The following is a 21,055-nucleotide window of genomic DNA, read 5'->3' as shown; positions in this document are numbered from 1 at the left end:
ATTGAGGGTGTAATTATGAAAAAGGTAATAAAAACATCTAATGAAACTAAATTAGCAGTTTCACAAGAAGTTCCATCATGGAAAAGATTTATTGCTTATATGGTTGATTGGTATATAGGAAGTATTTTTACTTCTTTGCCAATGGTGCTGATATATATGAAAGTTACGAATACACAGGATTTAAACACAAATTTATTTCAATATCCTAAACAGTATGCGATTCTGGCAGGATGCACAGGATTAGGATTTGCACTTTTCTATTATATGATTGTTCCATTAGTGATTTGGAATGGACAAACCTTAGGAAAACGATGGTGTCATTTTAAGATAGTTAAAGAAGGATATGATTCCATTATGTTTAAAGAGTTGTTTGTTAGGCAAATAATAGGAATTCTTTTAATCGAAGGAGCGTTAATATTTCCAAGCAATCTATTACATCAAGTACTATCTCTAATCACCAATATCAATTTAATTACCCCACTAATGTATGTGGGTATTGTAATAAGTGTTTTATCAGGAATATTTGTTATATTTAGAAAAGATCAAAAAGCTATACATGATTTGATTTCTAACACCAAAGTAATATGTGTTAATAATGCTTCCTAATAGTAGGAAAGGATAGTAAAGTCCATAACCTCATAAAGAGTATATACTATAATTACAAGAAGGGAGGGACAGCTATGGAGGGATTAGAATTATCCTGTTTTCAAATTATATCTTCAGCAGGTATGGCTAAAAACAGCTTTATCGAGGCAATTAAAGAAGCTAAGAAAGGCAATTTCAAAAAGGCTGAAACCTGCATCAGTGAAGGTGAAGCATATTTTAATCAAGGACATAACTCACATGCTAAACTAATACAGCAGGAAGCAAATGATGGACAAGTTACTCCTAACTTGTTATTGCTTCATGCAGAAGATCAGTTAATGTCAGTTGAAACTTGTAAAATTTTAGCGACTGAGTTAATCGAAACTTATGAGAGAATTTTTAATTTAGAAAATAAGTAAATCTTATAAATTATTTAATAGTAATGCAATAAATAGGGGAAAGGGGGGAGATTTATGAAGAAAATTTATTTATTTTGCAGTGCAGGGATGTCAACAAGTATACTAGCAAGTAAAATGCAAACAGCTGCTGATGAAAATTCATTACCAGTTGAAGTTAAGGCTTTTCCGCACAATGAATTAGACGAAATCATAAAAACACTTCATCCAGATTGTATTTTACTTGGACCACAAGTTAAATACTTGTATGAAAAGACTGTAAACGATTTTGGAGCAATGGGAATTCCTATTGCAGTCATTGATCCTACTGATTATGGCATGATGAATGCTAAAAAGGTTTTAAAAACTGCAGTGAAATTAATTAAATCAGCAAATAAATAGAAGAGGTGAAAAGTATGCTTAAGTGGTTAGAAAAAGTTTTAATGCCATTAGCTGAATCCATTGGCAAAAATAAATATTTGATTTCTATACGTGATGGTTTTTTAGTATCTACACCATTATTAATTGTAGGGTCATTGTTTTTATTAATTGCTAATTTCCCAATTCCTGCATGGACTAATTGGTTAGAGTCTGTAAAAATAAATGGATCTACATTAGCAGCTTATTTTGGAAAGCCTGCTGATGCAACATTTTCAATTATGGCGATATTTGCAGTGCTTGGTATAGGATACTCATTTGCTAAGCAAATGAAAACAAACCCAATTTTTGGAGCTGCAGTATCTATTATGGCTTGGTTTTTAATTATGCCTTATGGTGTGACAGGAAAAGTGCAGATTAAAGGTGTTTCAGATCCAGTTCAGGTATTTTTAGGAGGAGGTCTTCCACTTGGATGGGTTGGAGCAAAAGGAATATTTATTGGTATTATTTCTGCCTTCTTAGCTGTTCATATTTATTCCTTTGCTGAACGCAAAGGCTGGATAATTAAAATGCCTGCAGGTGTTCCACCAACTGTTGTACAATCATTTGCAGCTTTAATACCTGCTGGCTTGGTTATAACTGTATTCTTTGTTATTAATTTGTTTTTCGGATTTTTTAAAACAGATGTTTTCACAATTGTATTTAAGTTCTTGCAACTACCGTTAATGAATTTAGGTGATACATTAGGAGCAATGATTACAGCGTATATTTTCCTTCATTTATTCTGGTTCTTTGGAGTAAATGGTGGTTCTGTAGTAGGTGCAGTATATAATCCGATTCTTCAGACACTAACTGCTGAAAACTTGGAATTTTTCAAAACCGGTGTTGGTCAAGGCCATATTATTTCTCAACAATTCCAAGATTTATTTGCTACGTTCGGAGGATGCGGTTCTACATTATCACTATTAATTGCTATGATATTTTTCTGTAAATCAAAACGAATTAAAGAACTTGGTAAATTAGCTTTAGTACCAGGGATATTTGGAATAAATGAACCAATAGTATTTGGTTTACCTATAGTATTGAATCCAACAATGTTGATTCCATTTATGTTAGTACCAACTTTAAATATAATTATTTCGTATGTTGCAATGAGTCTAAAATTAGTCCCAATTTGTAATGGTGTTAATATTCCATGGACAACTCCAATAATTATTTCTGGTTTCTTAGCAACAAACTGGGTAGGTGCCCTGCTTCAAGCCGCATTATTAATACTAGGAGTATTCATATACATGCCATTTATTAAAATTATGGATAAGCAATATATAAATGAAGAGGCTAAAGCAACTGAGGAAGATGATGATGATTCTTTGGAGAATTTATCATTCGATGACCTATAGGAGATGATTTCAAATGGCTATTAAAATCATAATGATTTATGATCAAATACAAGCGGGTGCAGGCACTAAAGATGACAAGATGATACCACTAGGTGCTAAAAGGGAACCTTTGGGTCCAGCGATTATGATGGAACCATTCCTTAAACAAATCGACGGTAAGGTAATCGCTTGCCTTTATTGCGGGAATGGTACATATTTAGCTGATCCTGAGGAGGTGTCAAGAAAGCTTTGTGCCATGGTAAATAAGCTGCATCCTGATGTAGTAATATGTGGCCCGGCTCTTAATTATAAAGACTATGCTAGTATGGCAGCAAAAGTAGCCTATGATATAAACAAAACGGTAAATATTCCAGCTTTTGCAGCCATGTCTGCTGAGAACGAGGAAACAATATGCGAATTTAAAGATAAAGTAAATATTGTAGTTACTCCTAAAAAAGGCGGAATAGGTCTAAATGACTCGTTAAACAATATGTGCAAATTAGCTAAAGCATTATTTAGTAAAGAGAATGTTACATCATTAATTAGTCAGATTTGCTTCTAAAATTAAAAGGGGGTGTTATGTAACATCCTCTTTTAATTATAGTATATTCAACTATAATTATATAAAATAGAAAGTAAGTTATTATCGATTTCATGAAGTTAATTTTATATGTGAAGGAGTAATATAATATGTATGGGATAATTGCAACTTGGCGTATGGCTTTTGAGGGCATTACAGCAGGAAGGGAAATTTTAGAAGATGGGGGATTTGCAGGAGATGCGATTGAAAATGCAATCAGAGAAGTAGAAGATTTTGAATTTTATAAATCTGTAGGCTATGGAGGGCTTCCTAATGAAGATATGGAGGTAGAATTAGATGCGGCATATATGGATGGAACTACCTTAGATATTGGAGCTGTTGCTGCAATTAAGGATTATGCTAATCCTATTAGTATAGCAAGACGATTAAGCAAAGAAAAAGTGAATAATCTATTGGTTGCAGAAGGTGCAGAAAGATTTGCTCATAAAGAGGGCTTTCAGCGCAAAAATATGCTGACTGAACGTGCAAAAATTCACTATTATAATCGTATTAAAGAGATAAAGGAACAAGAAATTAAACCTTACAGCGGACATGATACAGTAGGCATGGTAGGTCTTGATAAAAGAGGTAATATGATTGCTGCCACTTCAACTAGTGGTTTGTTTATGAAGAAAAAGGGACGAGTTGGTGATTCCCCAATTTCTGGCTCAGGCTTTTATGTGGATTCTAAAGTAGGGGGAGCTAGTGCAACAGGGTTAGGTGAAGACTTAATGAAGGGATGCATTTCTTACGAGATTGTTCGTTTAATGAAAGAAGGTCATCACCCTCAGGAGGCCTGTGAAATTGCTGTAAACAGGCTTGATAAAGAACTTAAGGAAAGAAGAGGGAAATCAGGGGACTTATCATTAATAGCTATGAACAATAAAGGTGAGTGGGGAGTTGCAACTAACATCGAAGGATTCTCGTTTGTTGTGACTACCGAGCATCAGGAGCCAATAATCTACTTAGCAAAAAATATAAATGGTAAATGTATTCATGAAAAAGCAAACAGTGAATGGCTGGATAATTATATGAAAACCAGAACTGCACCATTAGTTAGAAGGTGAGGTTGAAGTGAGAGATACTGTTTTTAAAAAAATTGATGAATTAAAGGAAGAGATGATTACAGACATTATAGATATAGTCAAAATTAATAGTGTTGCAGGTGAGACTCTTCAAGGAATGCCTTTTGGAAAAGGAATTAGCGATTGCTTGATAAAAGTATTGGAAATTGCCTATAGGCTTGGATTTCAAATAAAAAACTTAGATGGATATGCTGGTTATGCTCAATTAGGAGAAGGAAGCGATTATATAGGAATCATAGGACACTTAGATGTTGTTCCAGCCGGAGAAGGATGGATTCATCCTCCTTTTAGCGGATATTGTAAAGATGAAAGAATATATTCAAGAGGAATATTAGATAATAAAGGCCCAATTATGTCATGTTTATATGCTTTATATGCCTGCAAACAGTGTGGGGTTAAATTTAATAAGTCAATTCGTATCATATTTGGAACTAATGAAGAAACAGGAATGAAGGATGTTGAACATTATTTAAAATATGAGAAACCTCCAATCATGGGATGGACACCAGATTGCAAATATCCTGTTGTTTATGGTGAAAGAGGCAGAGCTAAGCTCATGGTAAAAGCTAACAAATCAGATTTAAATGAATTTTTTAGCTTTGTGACCAAGTACTTTTTGCAAAGCAAAGATAATGGAGAGCTATTAGGTATCGATTTCTCCGACGAGGAATTTGGGAAAATGCAGATGCGTGGATATGAATTAAGTATGGAAAAAGACAAATGTATATTTGATTTTACTTTAAGCTATCCTGCAAATGTGACTATTTCAAAAATTATTATGCAAATAAAAACCAAGATGCCTGAAAAATTAGCCTTAGAATTGATTCATAACTACGAACCTGTAAGGTTTGAAAAAGATTGTATTTTGATAAGGAAACTCAAGGAAGCCTATGAAGAGGTAACAGGTTTTGATGGTACGCCAGTAACTACTACAGGTGGTACCTATGCAAAAGTGATGCCTAATATTGTCCCATTTGGCCCAAGTTTTCCAGGGCAAAAAGGAATAGGACATAATCCAAACGAGTGGATGGATACTAAAGATATTGTGATGAATGCAAAGATTTATGCACTAAGTTTAATAAAATTGGCAGGTGAAGCTAGTGAATAAGATAGTAGAAATATGCTGTGGGAGCTATTATGACTGTATTCAGGCATATAAAGGAAAAGCAGATAGAGTGGAATTAAATAGTGCTTTGTATATGGGAGGATTAACTCCAAGTATTGCAAATCTCATTTTGACTAAAAAGAATACTGACTTAAAGGTTATTTGTATGTCAAGGCCTAGAGGAGCAGGCTTTTACTATAACAAGGAATATTTTGAAATACTTTTATTAGATATTAAGGTAATGCTAGAGTATGGAGCAGATGGAATTGCCTTTGGCTGTTTGGAGGAGAGCGGAGATATTAATGTTTCACAGATTAAAGAAGTAGTTGATACAATTAAATCATATGGTAAGGAAAAGGAAGTAGTATTTCATAGGGCCTTTGATTGTGTCAACAATCCATTTAAATCGGTTGAAAATTTAATTGGTTTAGGTGTAGATCGTATTCTTACTAGTGGCTTAGAACCCAAGGCTGAACAAGGAATGGAATTATTAAAAAACTTGCAGAAGGATTATGGAAGTGAAATTGAAATATTGGCCGGAAGTGGAATAAATACTGAAAATGCAAAAAAAATAATGGATTACACAGGAATTACTCAAATTCATAGTTCATGCAAGTCATGGCTTAAGGATAAAACTACAACAAAAAACCATGTGAGTTATGCTTATGCTAATGATGATTTTTCTTATGATACAGTAGATTCAAGGGTTGTGGAAGAACTGGTTAAAATTATTCATCAATAAATATAATATTGAAAGGAAGTAGTGTTAAAATGCATAGATTAGGTATTTCTATTTATCCTGAACATTCAACAGAGGAGAAGGACTATGAATACATGAAATTGGCATCAAAATATGGATTTTCACGTATTTTTACCTGTTTACTATCAGTTAAGGAAACAAAAGAATTTATTATAGAAAAATTTACGAGATTTATGAAACAAGCGCATGAGCTTGGGTTTATAGTAGCTGTAGACACTAATCCAGAAGTTTTTTCACATTTAGGAGCTACGCCATATGATCTAAAGCCATTCAGTGATATGAAGGTAGATATTGTTCGCCTTGATGGGCATTTTGGTGAAATTGAGGATATAGCAATAACTCATAATCCATATGGAATTCAAATTGAGTTCAACGGAAGCACCAACGCAGCTTTGGACTTGATGATTGAAAGAGGTGCAAATATTCATAACATGATAGTTTGTCATAATTTTTACCCGCAGAAATATACGGGACTTGGATGGAATAAATTTATGGAATTTACTAATAAGTATAAAAGCTTAGGACTTCCCGTTGCTGCCTTTATATCCAGCAATAATGAAGACACCTTTGGACCTTGGCCTGTATATAAAGGATTGCCTACTTGTGAAATTCATCGAGAACTTCCTATAGATTTACAAGCCAGGCATCTGCTTGCTACTAACAAAATAGATGATATCATAATAGGTAATGCCTATGCAGCAGAAGAGGAACTAAAAGCAGTATCAGAGGTTGATAAATCTAAGATAACCTTTAGAGTTAATCTGGCTGATAATATTACTGTGGAAGAAAAAAATATCATATATAATTATCCTCACTTTGGCAGAGGTGATGCTTCGGACTTTATGGTACGCAGCAGCATGCCAAGAGGAAGTTATAGAAATAAGATAATCCCATATCGTAAATATAATGAAAAGCTATTTCATAGAGGTGATATAGTTATAGTGAATGATAACTTATCCCACTATAGAGGTGAGTTAGAAATAATTTCAAGGGATATGCCTAATGATGGTGAAAGAAACTTTGTAGGCAGAATAGCAGAACAGGATCTGATTTTACTGGATTTATTAAAACCTGAATATCTTTTTGGATTTATTAAAACAAAATAGATATAAGCTATTATTTTTAGAAGCTTATTAAAATATCCAATTAAAGCCTCCTTAAGATTAAGGAGGCTTTAATTGGATTAATATATATTAAACTTATATTTTTCAAGTACCCATTTAGGCATTATAAATCTAGCAGTCTTCAATGGGTCAACTACCTGACATATCTGAGTATGTCCAACAACACTCAGTAGCATCACAAGTTCATGCTTAGGAATTTCAAGCTTTTTAGAAAGCAGCATAAACATATGTTTTGTGCAGTCGGCTACTGCATCGTCAAGGGTTTGTGAGGAGGCAATAGTAGAAAAATAATCGTTGTTTTCAAGCATTGGAGTTTCAATTATTAAATTTTTTATAACGTCAAGTTTTACTTTCACAGTTCCAGCAATTTCAATTCCAGTAACACCAATTTCACTATCTCCCATTACTGCATGTAAGTCTCCAAGAGCAAATAAAGCGCCATCAACGAATATCGGAAGATATAATACTGCTCCTTCAACTATCATAGTATTGTCCATGTTTCCGCCATGAGTTCCAGGTGTGCCGCAGTTTACAGCTTCGTTTTCAGGGGCAACTCCAATGACCCCAATTATAGGATTTAGAGGTATTGAAATCTTGTCATTAAAAATTGCTTTACCATTTTCTATTTGTATGAGTTTTGACTCAAGTCCATCTAATAAATCTCCTAATACGCCTAAATCTTTTCCAGATGCCATAACACCCTGATTATTTAAACGTATATTTTCAATAGTAACTTTTAGAGTATCACCTTTGAAAGCTTCTCTTATAAATATAGGTCCGGAAGCTGGATTTACTTTATCCCAGTCCATACTTTCCAATTTATCTTCTGGAGTTGTAAGCTGATTTGCAAAACAGTCCATAGTTTCTATTTCTATACTATCTCCAGAAGAGACTGTTAATGCGACGGTATTACTCTTACTAAAATTAAAAATATGTTTTTCATAGGTAAGTTTATAATTCATGGCAAATTCCCCCAAATGTAATTTTAATGTAATAGTAATAATAAATATTTATAATGTCAATAAGTAAGGTAAATTTTATACTTCTATGGTAAAAAAAAGCATATTGTTATAAAATATAGTTATAAAATCTGTTTAAATATTCATTAATAGCGGATGGGAAGGGGAATTATGAAAGAACAAGATTTAATTGAAGAAATTGTAGGAAATATGGAGAAAGTTATATTTGGAAAGACTGCAGAAATATATGATATTCTCAAAGGAATATTTGCAGGAGGACACATTTTAATTGAGGACGTCCCTGGAGTAGGTAAGACTACAATTATAAAAACCTTAGCTAAAATTTTGGATTTATCTTACAGCAGAATTCAGTTTACACCTGATCTTCTGCCTTCAGATATAACAGGTATTTCTATATATAACCAAAAGCTTGGTGACTTTCAATTTAGAAAGGGTCCTATTTTTGCAAATATTATTTTAGCTGACGAAATAAATAGGACTTCACCTAAAACTCAATCAGCGCTTTTAGAGGTTATGGAAGAAAATCAAGTTTCAGAAGGAATTAATACTTACAAGCTTGAAGAGCCTTTTATTGTTCTGGCTACACAAAATCCAATAGAGTATGAAGGAACCTTTATACTTCCAGAAGCCCAGCTGGATAGATTTATGATGAAGGTTAGAATAGGATATGCAGATAAGGAAAATGAATCTAAAATACTTCAGATTTACGGAAATGAAGAACCGATTAAAAAACTAAAAATAATTGGTCAAAAGGAAGAAATAGTAAGAATTCAAGAGAAAGTAAGACAAGTTTTTGCAGCAAAGGAAGTATCAGATTATATAGTATCTATAGTAAATGCTACTAGGGAAAATAAGTATATAGCCTTAGGGGCAAGTACTAGAGCTGCACTAGCTCTTTTAAAAGTTGCCAAGGCAAACGCTTTCATAGATTATAGGGACTATGTTATACCACAGGATGTAAAGAATAACGCGAAAGCAGTTTTATGCCATAGAATAACGCTTTCTTCCATGGCAAGGGCGAAAGGTTTAAGCGTAGATGAAATCATAGAAGAAATTTTAGATAAAATACCACTGCCAAAGGTGAGGTAATATGATTAATATAGATAAAAAGTTTTTGATAACTTTTATTGCTTCTTTTATATTAGCTATATATCAAGGGGGAATCATACCATACTGTATATTCTTCTCTTTGTTTTTTATATTCATAATAGCGTATATTTATATAATCATTCAAAAACACTTTGTTACAGCTGAAGTTAAAATAGATGATACAATTCATACATCAAGCGATGCTGTAGAGTGTTTAACCATAGTTAAGTGCAGCTTTTTTCTGCCAGCACCCTATATAGTGGTAAGATCCTTAAGCTATATAGAAGGCAGCAGCGGGTACGAAGGTGAAATAATTAACATTACAAAAGAGGAAGATGTATGGATAAGAAATTATATCAAATTTTATCATAGGGGAATTTATGATTTAGGAACAATAGAATTGGAAATATCAGATTTATTTCATATTTTCAAACTAAAAAAAATTGTTGATTGTTCTGCAGTAGTGAAAGTATACCCCAAAATATACAATATTCAAAAGCTGCCTATTGGCGGCAAGGATATTTATCAGCAAGCTATTGATATTAAAAGTACATATGAAGATATGTTTACTATAAAGGATGTAAGAAAATATAATTTTGGAGACAGCTTGAAGAAGGTGCATTGGAAGGTTAGTGCAAAACATGATGAATTGTTTGTAAAAAATTCTGATAGTATTTCAGGTCAAGAATTTGCGATTTTTCTAAACATGAATAAGGCTAATATTGAGTTAGATAAACATGGTGAGAAAGAAGAAGCAATGGTGGATTTATGCGTATCTATAGTAAAGTATATGCAGTTAAGAAGTATTTGTACAAGAGTATTTGTAAATAGCATTTTAAACAGATGTATAAATATATCATCAAAAGATCAGTTTGAAATTTTGATGGATTTCTTTCTAACTCAAAAAAGTGATGGAGAAGATGAAATATCGGAGTACCTATATAAAAATTTTTATAAACTTCAAAGAAACGTGCATATCGCTCTTATTACTTCAAGGATTGATGCATTACTATGTAATAATATTTCTATGATTAAAAATTACGGCTATGGTATTACGATTTTTTATAATACTATTGAGAATAAGGAAAATGCTATTTATCTTTCTAATTTAGGAGTTGAATGTATGAGTATAGAAAGTATGCTGCATTCAATGGAAGGCAGGTGAAGATATGAAAAAGCTACTTGAAAATATAAAAATACCAATTAAAAAGGTATTTTTAAATTATACTTTTGAGATAATGCTTTTTTTATTTATTTTACTAATGTCTAAGGTAATCCAGGAGGCCTACTTAATCAAAGATTTTAATTACCTTATTATAACTGGAATGTTTTTTAAGGGATTATTTTTATTTGTTTTGTTTAATAGGATATCAGCCTCAGCAAGTAAGAAACTATATTTAATTACTCTAATTACTATAATTTTAATTTGCATAATTTGCCTGTCAAGATTTGAATTTAGTAATTTTAAAGTTTACTACAAAATAATACAAAGAAGTTTTTATTATTCAAAGGAAACATATTTTTATATTTATATACCGTTTTTTGCAATTATAATTCCTATTTTTACAGTGTTGATGATATACCTCAATAAAAAGGGACTAGGGAATATATTAATACTGATAAATGTTTTATTGATGTTATTCTTAGCACCTTCAGTTGAGTTTATTAAAATGAAGAAGTTTATGATATTTTTTGTTGTGCTTAGCATGACAGTCTATGGATGCAATAGATTCATTAATTCATCAGAAAGGTTAAAGAAGAATGGAATAAAAGATTCAGTATCAAAAAGTAAAATTTATCAATATGTAATTTTAACTTCATTATTTATGGGTATTTTTTCTTATTTCGCAATACAAGTATTTGGAGTTAAAAGTTCAGTTTCAATAATAGAGGATTATTTAAGTGTTAGTAAAAATCAGCAAATAAAAAGTATTAACAATGCATATGATTTGGCTTATTCCGGTTATTCAAATGAAGAGGGCAAGTTAGGAGGACCAATAGAACTGGATTATAACTTGGCATTTAAAGTAAAGGCCGATGATACTTATTACTTAAAAGGAATAGTGAAAGATTATTATGATGGATTCAAATGGACTAAAACTGGTGAAAGCTATGAAAGAAAAGCTGAAGGTACTAATTTAAGATATGCTTCTGATAATCTTAAAAAGTACCTTAAAGGTGACATTGAATTAAAAAGTATTATAGTGCATCCTGAAAAACTGGTTACATCAACTATATTCTCTCCAAGCTTTCCTTATAAGGTGTCGCTTTCAAAAGGATATTTAGGTGTTGATGGTACAGGAAGTTTTATAGTACTAGGAAATACATCTATAAATAGTTCTTACACTGTAAGTTTTTATGAAAGCAAAGATAATATAGGACTTTTTTCTAATGTTTATAAAGATAATATTAGTATAAATTATGATGAAAATACCAATAGACAGTATCAAAAGTACCTAGAGGTACCTGAAAACATTTCTCCAGAGGTTTATAAGCTTGTAAAGAGTATAACAAATAACTGTAAGAATAATAAGGAAAAAATAGAAAGCATACAAAGTTACCTGACGAAAAATTACAAGTATTCTTTAGATGTATCTGATGTTCCGGAAGGCAGGGAGTTTGTTGATTATTTTCTGTTTACTGAAAAGAAGGGCTACTGTACCTATTTTGCCACTGCAGAAACTATAATGTGTAGAATAGCAGGTATACCTTCGCGATATGTAGAAGGCTTTAATATGACTAATAAAAAGGATTTAGAGGGTATATATGAGGTTACAAATGATATGGCCCATGCATGGACTGAAATACTTTTGTATCCAGATGAAGATTTATGGTGTATTGTTGACTCAACTGTAGGGGCACAGAGAGAAGAATATAAAGATGCTAATCCTAACACAGCTCGTATAGTAACAAGAAGTAATGAAAAAGGTAAAATTCATATAAAAGGTGAAAAAAACAGCTTAAGTAATTTAGAGGGTAACAGTTTAGTAAAGTATATAATTGGTTTTATAAGCTTAGTTATCGTATTGGTACTTGCTTTTGCAGTATACAAAACAATTGCGTTTATAATGCTTAAAAATAATATCTTAAAGTCCAATAGCAATACAGGATTTTATAATTATGTAAAACATCGATTAAGTTTTGTAAGTGAAAATTATCATGAAGATGATATGCTGTGGATAGAGGGGATAAAAGATGAAAGGTTGAGAAAAGCAATCAAGATTGTGGTTGATGCTGCCTATAAAGAGTTTTATGGTAAACAGACAGCAGTAAATTTGGATAAAATTGAAATATATTTATTTATTGAAAAATATATTAAAGAAAAACAAAACTGCTTTAAATATTACTTTGATAAATTTTTAAGATATAAACCAAAATCTTAGCTAAAGCATAATATAGAAGTAATAACAATTGTTAGGGTATATCTATGTATTACTATGGGGATTTTTATAGAGTAAATAGCTATGATAGGCAGGAAGCATCAAAGTATGCATTAAATTATTCTTTAACGCCAAATGAAACGTACAGATATTTTGGTCTGCATGGTGATGGAGGAGGAGATTGCACCAATTTTATATCTCAATGCTTGAAAGCAGGAGGCTCACCTTTTTCCTATGATTCCTCACCTTGGTGGTATAGAAAAAATATAGCAAATAGAAACAATGATACTTGGTCAGTATCTTGGGCTGTGGCGCACTCCCTTTACTGGACTCTCAAAATAAGAGGACAGAGCAGAGCATCAGGTTTAAAGGCTGTTGAAGTACAAAATATTGAGGAGCTTGAACTTGGAGATTTAATACAATATGAGAACTATAAAGGGTTTATATATCACTCAACTATAATAACAGATTTTACAAATGAAGGCGGGAGGAGAGTACCTTTAATATCTCAGCATACTTATGATGCTCAGAATATATCCTATATAAAACCAGCTGCTAAAAAGATGCATTTTATGAAAATAGAAATTTCTTAAAAAATAAATGAGCATGATTTTTATTCATGCTCATTTATTTTCAAGTTTTTCTCTTGCAATTTTTAATAAAGAGTCTCTGTTATTTAATTCAGGTTTCTCCATAACTTTTTCTAAAAGTTCATTTAGAAGTACACCAATATATTTTCCTGGTTTAAAGCCAAGTGCAATTAAATCATTTCCATTAATCTTAAGCTGACTTACTGTAAAAGGTTCACCGCTCTCTAATATTTTTTTTACTTCTTCTCTCCTTTTTATTATAGGACTGAAATCAGCATCTTTCTTATGACCTTTGCTGTCTGCAATCTGAAGCTGAAATAAGTCCTCAAGATTATCTACTCCAACTCTTGAAATGAATTTTTTTAACGTTCTGTTTTTCATATTATTGTATGCTGACATATGTTCTGTAATTATTATAATTACTTTTTCTATAGTTTTATTATCAAATTTTAATCTTTTTAGAATTTCTTCAGCCATTTGAGCACTTACAACATTATGGCCATAAAAGTGACCGATGCCTTTTTTATCTATTGAAAAGGTTCTAGGTTTTCCTATATCATGAAAAAGTGCACCGAGTCTTACAATTAAATTTTCTTCAGAGTTGTCTAATACAGACATAATGTGATCAAAAACATTTTTATCATGATGAGGATTCTTCTGGTCAAAGCCGACGCTTTCCGTAAGCTCAGGAACTATATAATCCAGCAGTTTTGTTTCAAGAAGCATTTTCATTCCTCTGCTTGGCTTTGATGTTAGAAGTATTTTGCAAAACTCATCTTTAATCCTTTCAGAGCTTACATTTCTAAGAAGAGCATAGTTTCTACTTATAGCTTTGTATGTTTCTTCATCGATAGTAAAATCTAATTGACAGGCAAAACGAATAGCTCTAAGCATTCTAAGCGCATCTTCATTAAACCTTTTATCAGGATCTCCTACACATTTTATTAAACGGTTATGTAAATCGGATATACCATCAAACATATCAACTAAACCATTGATGCTATTATAGGCAAGAGAATTAACAGTAAAATCTCTGCGGCTCAAATCTTCTTTTAAGGAGCTTGTAAAAATTACTTCGTCAGGATGTCTGTTATCGGAATAATATCCATCAATTCTATAGGTAGTCACTTCATAATTATTTTTATTTAAAACAACAGTAACAGTTCCGTGTTTTATACCGGTTGGAATAGTTTTTTCAAAAAGTCTTAATATATCCTCTGGTTTAGCACTCGTTGTAATATCCCAATCCTTTAACTGCCTTTCAATGAGACTGTCTCTCACGCAGCCGCCCACAATGTAAGCTTCATATCCATTTTTAATTAAAATATCTAATATATATGAAACATCTTCTGTTAACTTAATTTTCATGTAAACCTCCTAGCTAACTAATTAAACACAAGCAATGCAAGAAAACTTAGATTAGCGGCAATAAAAATGTCATATATTCTTTGTTTTTATTGTTTGTAATTAATAGTTTAGTGTATCTGTAATATAAGTATAACATTTTTTAAAAGCAGTAGTATTTTTAGTATGTTTTATTTAATAAAAATTAGTCCTTCATATACAAAATAAAAGAAGAGTATTAAAAACTCTTCTCAGTTTATATATATTAAGCTTCCGGAAGGTATAGTATCATAAATATATTTAGCGTTTTCTACTGCTAATCTTACACATCCATGTGAAAGAGGAATACCTAATCTTCCGTCTATAATTTTTTCTCCCTTATTATCATAAAGTATGCTGTGGAAAAGATAATTTCCGCTTATTTGAGTATAGTATTTGCATCTGGCTCCGCTGTCAGCTATGAAATAATTTCCTTTAGCTCCAACTGTATAACTTCCTTTTATTGTTGGAGTAGAGGACTTTCCTGAGGAGCAGGTAAAAGATTTTATAAGCTCCCACTTTCCGTTTGAGCCGCTGAATATATTTACTCTCTGTTTAGATAGATCAGCCCATATAAAATAGTTTGTTTTACTTATAAAGCTTTTACTGTTGACATATTGCTCTAAGGAGGCTGCATTATTTACTGCTGTTTTAGTATCTTGTGAGGAAGGCTTATAAGTAGTTTCGGCTGTAGGAGTTTTATCCAAACATTTTAAAGTAGCAGAATCAACCAAGCCATTTGCAGTAATTTTGTTTTTCTTTTGAAAATCAATAATTGCAAAATGAGTAGAGGGACCAAAGCTTCCGTCAACTGTTAAGTTATAGCCGAACTTATTTAATTTTTGCTGCATGGTTTTAACCTGATCGCCATTGTCACCTTTTTTTAGAACCAGGGGAGGATTTGGCTGTTCTATAGGAGAATTTACAGCTTTAGATTCTTCTTTAGACTTATCTTCGGATTTTGGTATTTCAATTAAGTTAGAAGTATTGTTTTTGGTTTCATCAGCAATACTGCTGTTTTGCGGAGACAAAACTTTAACATTACTTGACGGTTTTTCGTAAGTACATCCTGCAATATTTATAGAAAGTGAGAAAGACAAGATAAAAAGCAAAATCTTTCTTTTCATCATTTCCTCCAATTTATTAAATGGAGGTTTATAATCAAACTCATTATCATAAACCGCCATATTTTTGTGAACATATATCGTCCCTTACCAGTATATTCAGGTGGATTTTATAATGTTACAAAAATAAGGCAGAGTTTTAAAAACGAACGAATAAGATTTATTACTTATGCTGCTGATTGATTCTCCTCATCATTTATATTACCAATCTTAGTAAACCATGAGGTTATAAATAAGACTAATAATGTTGGAATAAGCCAAGCAAAGCCTTGCCTTGAAAGAGGAATAAGATAGAATATATCCTTAAGAGAACTATTAATATAAAATTGATTCATCAATGTATCAATTATGCTGAAAATAAGAGTAGTATATACAGTAAACTTAACAACCCAGTTGTTTTTAATAAGTTTTCCAATAAGAGTGATAGCAATCAGAACTATTACCACAGGGTATAAAATATTTAGTACAGGAGAGGCAAATTTTACAATTCTGTCTACACCCATGTTTGCAATTATAATACTTATCAAGGTTATAAGCATTACATTTACTGTATACGATACTTTCCCTTTTGATACAGTCTTGCTGAAATACTCAGCAGCGGTTGCCGTTAAACCTATAGAGGTAGTCAAACAGGCTAATGCTACAGAAAGTCCTAAGGCAACACTCCCAAAGGCTCCAAGAGTTCTACTTGATATCTCTATAACAAGTTCTGTTTTCATAATGTCTCTAGGTAAAATTTTTACAGTTTGAGCACCCAGATATAAAAGACCTCCATAGACAAAGGCGAGTCCTGCCACTGCTACAACACCAGATAGCAATGTTGTTGAAATTATTTTTGATTTAGAAGTATAACCTCTGGAAACAACTGAGCCTATAATTATTGAAGAAAATATTACAGAAGCCATAGCATCCATTGTTTGATAACCTTGAAGCAGTGACATAGAAAAAACACTGGTAATCGAAGTGCTTTCTATATTTCCTATAGGATTGATGATTCCTTTTAATATAATAAGAGAAAGCATAATTAATAGTATAGGAGTTAATATCTTACCTATATTATCTATAATAGAAGAGGGATTTAAAACAAAAGCGCTGTTTATTAAAAAATATAAGATAATAGATAATAAAGGGCTTACTCCAGGAAATAAAGGCTTAACTCCTAATTCATAGGTAGTGGCTGCAGTTCTTGGAATAGCAAGTAAAGGTCCAATTGCAAGTATCATTGCAGTACCAGAAATAAGTGAAAAGCCTTTGCCAACTCTAATTGCCATATTCTCGAAACCGCCGTTAATCTTTGCTGATGCTATTATTCCCATCAGTGGAAGGCCAACTCCGGTTATAAGAAAACCTATTATTGCGGTAAGGAAATCACTTCCAACCATTTTGCCTAGATAGGGCGGGAAAATTAGATTCCCTGCACCAAAAAACATAGCAAATAATGCAAAACCAACTATAACTATATCTTTAACATTCTTTCTCATGGATGCCTCCTTATTATCTTTTATAAAAATATATGATTATATTGTGCATAATTCATATAAATATTAAGGATATTTATAAAACCCACTAGTAAATTACATAGGGGGAAGAGGACTAAGACAGAGTCTTATTAGAACGATAGGTAATTAATATACTTATGTTCTATTATTTTTTTATTTTTCCAGAAACTCATCATAGGATTTTTATAGACGACAAGATATAATTAGAAGCATCATAGATGTAGATTGCGAGTTAATCTGCTTAATAAAAAATGAATAGATATTTCGCAGGGGAAACTTTGAATTGACAATGAGATATCAATAATCTTTAGAGCGGTAGTGATTTAAAAAGAACAATAGCTTTAGATTTATGAATTAGATAAATCAAAATTATTAAGGGGGTGTATGTACATGAATAAGTCAAGGTTAATATTATATGCATTAGTTTTTTCATTAGTTTTTACTGCATCAGGCTGTTCTCCTAGTATTAAAGCTTATAAGGTTATGCCTTCCACTAAAAGTGTACAAGCATCAGATACGAATAACGATAAAAATACAGACTACAGTAACCAATGGGGGATTTCCCAAATAAAAGGTGATGAGGCTTGGATAATATTGCAGCAAAAGAGAGAGGTAAAGGTAGCAGTTGTAGATACTGGAGTTGATTATAATCATCCTGATCTTAAAAATAGGGTATTAAAGGATGAAGGATATAATTTTCTAAACAATACTTCTGATACTATGGATGATAATTGGCATGGTACTCATGTAGCAGGTATTATTTCAGCAGATGCTGAGAACAATATTGGGATTACGGGGGTAGTTGGTAAAGCTGACGTGAAAATAATACCTGTAAAAGTTTTGGACAAAAACGGACAGGGGTCTTCCGACATTATAGCTAAAGGGATTAAGTATGCAGCTGATAAAGGCGCAGATGTTATAAATTTTAGTGTTGGTTTTGATGTAAAGGATGAATTTATAAGTCAGGCAATCAAGTATGCAAGAACTAAAGGCTCTTTTGTTGTAGTATCTGCAGGAAATAATAATACAAACTGTGATAATAGCAGCCCTGCAGGTGATGAAGGTGCTTATACAGTGTCTTCTGTAAATGATTATAATGAAAAAAGCAGTTTTTCAAATTATGGAGATTCTGTTAAGATAGCGGCACCTGGAGAAAATATACTTAGCACAATTCCTAATGGTGACTATGATTATAGAAGCGGTACAAGTATGGCGGCACCTTATGCAGCTGGTGTTGCAGCAATGATAAAAGCGCAAAATCCAAATTTAACTTCAGAGGATATAGAATACATTTTAGATAAAACAGCTGTTGATATTATGGAAAAAGGAAAAGATCAAGAAACAGGTTATGGACTTATTAATGCAAAGGCGGCAGTTGAAATGGCAGATAAATTAGGTGCCAAAAACAATATCCTTAAGTTTTAAGACTATAATTGATGGATTATTATGATTTAATTCATAGTAATCCATTTTTATTTGTTTTATATTGCAATAGTTTTCATATATGTTATATTATTTATGTGTAGAATAGCATATTTGTAAAAATACACATATAATATTGTGTGATGTGCTAATTAATATCAAGAAAATAGGGGGATACTCATGGGGTTTGCAGATGAAAATTTAACTGATGAGTCTATGTATGACCTTAAATATTTAAAGCTTCTGGCAAGTCAATATCCTACAATAGCTTCAGCTTGTACCGAAATAATAAATTTGCAGGCAATTTTAAATTTACCTAAAGGTACGGAACATTTTTTAACAGATATCCATGGAGAATATGAACCGTTTATTCATGTCCTTAAAAATGCTTCAGGAGTTATTAAACGAAAGATAAATGATATCTTTGGAAATTCATTAAGACAATGTGATATTAAAAGTTTGGCTACACTTATATACTATCCTGAACAAAAGCTTGAACTTATGCTAAAGGATGAAGAGAATGTAGAAGATTGGTATAAAATTACTCTTTACAGGCTTATTGAGATATGCAGGTATGTGTCTTCAAAATATACTCGTTCCAAGGTTAGAAAGGCTTTGCCAAAAGATTTTGCTTATATTATAGAAGAACTTTTGCACGAACAGCCTGACATGCTGGATAAAGAAGAGTACTACAATGAAATAATACAAACAATTGTAAGAATTGGAAGAGCGGATGAGTTTATCATAGCTTTAGCAAAGCTTATTCAAAGACTGGTTGTAGATAGACTTCATATAGTGGGTGACATATTTGACAGAGGGCCAGGTGCAGATATAATAATGGACACCGTAATGGATTATCATTCTGTTGATATTCAATGGGGTAATCATGATATACTTTGGATGGGTGCTGCTGCAGGAAGTGAAGCGTGTATAGCAACTGTATTAAGAATCTGTGCCAGATATGCAAATTTAGATACTATTGAAGATGGATACGGTATAAACCTTTTACCGCTAGCAACCTTTGCTTTAGAGTTTTATAAAAATGACGAGTGCTTAAGTTTTATACCTAAGCTTCAAGGCTGCGAAAATTATAGTGATAAGGATATTAGGTTAATTGCTCAGATGCATAAGGCAATTGCTATTATTCAATTTAAACTTGAAGGTGAAATAATAAAAAGAAGACCGTATTTTGGTATGGAAGACCGATTAATGTTAAATAAAATAAACTTTGGAGAAGAAACTATAAATTTGGATGGAAAGGTTTACAAGTTAAATGATTCTAATTTTCCAACCATAGATTCTAAAAGTCCTTATGAGCTTACTACAGAAGAAAGAGAACTTATTGAAAAGCTTAAGTCTTCGTTCTTAAATAGCGAAAAGCTCCAAAAACATATCAGGTTCTTATTTGCAAAAGGAAGCATGTATTTACAATATAACTCTAATTTATTGTATCATGGATGTATTCCACTAAATGAGGACGGAAGCTTTAAGAGGGTTAAAATTGGAATAACGGGAAAAGAGTATAGCGGCAAAGCACTATTAGATAGGCTTGAAATTTTAGCTAGAGAAGGTTACTTTTACAAAAATAATCCACAGGCTAAACTTTATGGAATGGATATAACATGGTATCTTTGGACTGGGCCAGATTCACCTCTTTTTGGAAAAGATAAAATGACAACCTTTGAAAGATATTTTATAGATGACAAGGAAACTCAGGTGGAAAATAAAAATTCCTATTTTAGGTACAGGGATAATGAAACAATATGCAATTCAATACTTGAGGAGTTTGGTCTTAATTCTAAAGTTTCTCATATAATCAACGGACATGTACCTGTTAAGAGCAAAAAAGGAGAAAGTCCAATAAAAGCAAATGGAAAACTTCTGGTGATTGATGGAGGCTTCTCAAGGGCCTATCAAGGTCAGACGGGAATTGCTGGTTATACTCTCATATATAACTCCTATGGCCTTTTACTTGCTTCCCATGAGCCTTTTGAATCTACTCAAAAGGCAATTGAAGAAGAGAAAGATATACTTTCAACTACAGTGGTTTTAGAACAGGAGGTTGAAAGAAAAAGGGTAGGCGATACTGATATAGGCGGGGAATTGAAGCTTCAAATAAAAGATCTTGAAATGCTTCTAGAGGCTTACAGAAAAGGTCTTATAAAAGAACAGCGGTGAAAATAAACTAAGTAGATTG

At 32.1% G+C, this 21,055-nt stretch carries 19 protein-coding genes; 15 read left to right on the top strand and 4 right to left on the bottom strand.

Features of this window, described 5'->3' with window-relative positions; genetic code table 11:
- The first annotated feature begins 15 nt into the window (after positions 1-15).
- From JK636_RS13060 to JK636_RS13020, 9 genes are all read left to right on the top strand, one after another.
- On the top strand, positions 16-606 hold the full coding sequence (locus tag JK636_RS13060) for an RDD family protein (RefSeq protein WP_202749453.1): 591 nt from the start codon (positions 16-18) through the stop codon (positions 604-606).
- A gap of 74 nt (positions 607-680) precedes the next feature.
- Positions 681-1,004 (top strand): PTS sugar transporter subunit IIA, encoded by a 324-nt coding sequence (locus tag JK636_RS13055; protein ID WP_021654215.1) that lies wholly within the window; start codon positions 681-683, stop codon positions 1,002-1,004.
- Between the two features lie 54 nt (positions 1,005-1,058).
- Positions 1,059-1,382 (top strand): PTS sugar transporter subunit IIB, encoded by a 324-nt coding sequence (locus JK636_RS13050; RefSeq protein WP_202749452.1) that lies wholly within the window; start codon positions 1,059-1,061, stop codon positions 1,380-1,382.
- Between the two features lie 14 nt (positions 1,383-1,396).
- Entirely contained in the window at positions 1,397-2,758 is a 1,362-nt protein-coding gene (locus tag JK636_RS13045) for a PTS sugar transporter subunit IIC (protein ID WP_202749451.1), read from the top strand.
- A gap of 13 nt (positions 2,759-2,771) precedes the next feature.
- On the top strand, positions 2,772-3,299 hold the full coding sequence (locus JK636_RS13040; RefSeq protein WP_207751752.1) for a GrdB-related putative oxidoreductase: 528 nt from the start codon (positions 2,772-2,774) through the stop codon (positions 3,297-3,299).
- Positions 3,300-3,427: 128 nt separating this feature from the next.
- Positions 3,428-4,384, top strand: coding sequence for a glycosylasparaginase (locus tag JK636_RS13035; protein ID WP_202749450.1), 957 nt, complete (start codon positions 3,428-3,430; stop codon positions 4,382-4,384).
- Between the two features lie 7 nt (positions 4,385-4,391).
- Complete coding sequence (locus JK636_RS13030; protein ID WP_338025780.1) at positions 4,392-5,510, top strand: Sapep family Mn(2+)-dependent dipeptidase; 1,119 nt, start codon at positions 4,392-4,394, stop codon at positions 5,508-5,510.
- Complete coding sequence (locus JK636_RS13025) at positions 5,503-6,249, top strand: copper homeostasis protein CutC (protein ID WP_338025779.1); 747 nt, start codon at positions 5,503-5,505, stop codon at positions 6,247-6,249. The genes JK636_RS13030 and JK636_RS13025 overlap by 8 nt, the downstream gene beginning before the upstream one ends.
- Positions 6,250-6,278: 29 nt before the next feature.
- Positions 6,279-7,373: a DUF871 domain-containing protein gene (locus tag JK636_RS13020; protein WP_202749449.1), complete on the top strand. Its 1,095-nt coding sequence runs from the start codon at positions 6,279-6,281 to the stop codon at positions 7,371-7,373.
- Positions 7,374-7,450: 77 nt separating this feature from the next.
- Here JK636_RS13020 and JK636_RS13015 read toward each other — a convergent pair whose 3' ends face one another.
- Positions 7,451-8,353, bottom strand: coding sequence for an acetamidase/formamidase family protein (locus tag JK636_RS13015; RefSeq protein WP_202749448.1), 903 nt, complete (start codon positions 8,351-8,353; stop codon positions 7,451-7,453).
- A 168-nt stretch (positions 8,354-8,521) separates the two neighbouring features.
- Between JK636_RS13015 and JK636_RS13010 the strand changes: the two genes are divergently transcribed.
- From JK636_RS13010 to JK636_RS12995, 4 genes are read left to right on the top strand one after another with little or no spacing between them, the layout of a single operon-like run.
- The gene (locus JK636_RS13010; RefSeq protein WP_202749447.1) at positions 8,522-9,460 is read left to right on the top strand and encodes an AAA family ATPase; all 939 of its coding nucleotides are present in this window, start codon (positions 8,522-8,524) and stop codon (positions 9,458-9,460) included.
- Between the two features lies 1 nt (position 9,461).
- Positions 9,462-10,625 (top strand): DUF58 domain-containing protein, encoded by a 1,164-nt coding sequence (locus JK636_RS13005; protein ID WP_202749446.1) that lies wholly within the window; start codon positions 9,462-9,464, stop codon positions 10,623-10,625.
- 4 nt (positions 10,626-10,629) lie between these two features.
- A complete protein-coding gene (locus JK636_RS13000) occupies positions 10,630-12,843 on the top strand; it encodes a transglutaminase-like domain-containing protein (protein ID WP_202749445.1) in 2,214 nt (737 codons plus the stop codon).
- A 44-nt stretch (positions 12,844-12,887) separates the two neighbouring features.
- A complete protein-coding gene (locus JK636_RS12995) occupies positions 12,888-13,433 on the top strand; it encodes an amidase domain-containing protein (RefSeq protein ID WP_202749444.1) in 546 nt (181 codons plus the stop codon).
- Positions 13,434-13,463: 30 nt separating this feature from the next.
- Here JK636_RS12995 and JK636_RS12990 read toward each other — a convergent pair whose 3' ends face one another.
- From JK636_RS12990 to brnQ, 3 genes are all read right to left on the bottom strand, one after another.
- Complete coding sequence (locus JK636_RS12990; RefSeq protein ID WP_202749443.1) at positions 13,464-14,798, bottom strand: CCA tRNA nucleotidyltransferase; 1,335 nt, start codon at positions 14,796-14,798, stop codon at positions 13,464-13,466.
- A gap of 227 nt (positions 14,799-15,025) precedes the next feature.
- Complete coding sequence (locus JK636_RS12985) at positions 15,026-15,940, bottom strand: L,D-transpeptidase family protein (protein WP_202749442.1); 915 nt, start codon at positions 15,938-15,940, stop codon at positions 15,026-15,028.
- A 164-nt stretch (positions 15,941-16,104) separates the two neighbouring features.
- Positions 16,105-17,418, bottom strand: a complete 1,314-nt coding sequence (brnQ, locus tag JK636_RS12980) for a branched-chain amino acid transport system II carrier protein (RefSeq protein WP_202749441.1) — start codon at positions 17,416-17,418, stop codon at positions 16,105-16,107.
- 408 nt (positions 17,419-17,826) lie between these two features.
- Here brnQ and JK636_RS12975 point away from each other — a divergent pair, with 408 nt between their 5' ends.
- Together JK636_RS12975 and JK636_RS12970 are read left to right on the top strand one after the other, a co-directional pair.
- A complete protein-coding gene (locus JK636_RS12975) occupies positions 17,827-18,861 on the top strand; it encodes a S8 family peptidase (RefSeq protein WP_243428227.1) in 1,035 nt (344 codons plus the stop codon).
- Positions 18,862-19,038: 177 nt separating this feature from the next.
- Complete coding sequence (locus tag JK636_RS12970; RefSeq protein ID WP_202749439.1) at positions 19,039-21,036, top strand: fructose-1,6-bisphosphatase; 1,998 nt, start codon at positions 19,039-19,041, stop codon at positions 21,034-21,036.
- The last annotated feature ends 19 nt before the right edge of the window (positions 21,037-21,055 follow it).

Source organism: Clostridium rhizosphaerae, assembly GCF_016765585.1.
Lineage (GTDB): Bacteria > Bacillota > Clostridia > Clostridiales > Clostridiaceae > Clostridium_AT > Clostridium_AT rhizosphaerae.
Note: the sequence above shows the minus strand (reverse complement) of the source record. Positions and strands in the feature narration are given on the sequence as shown.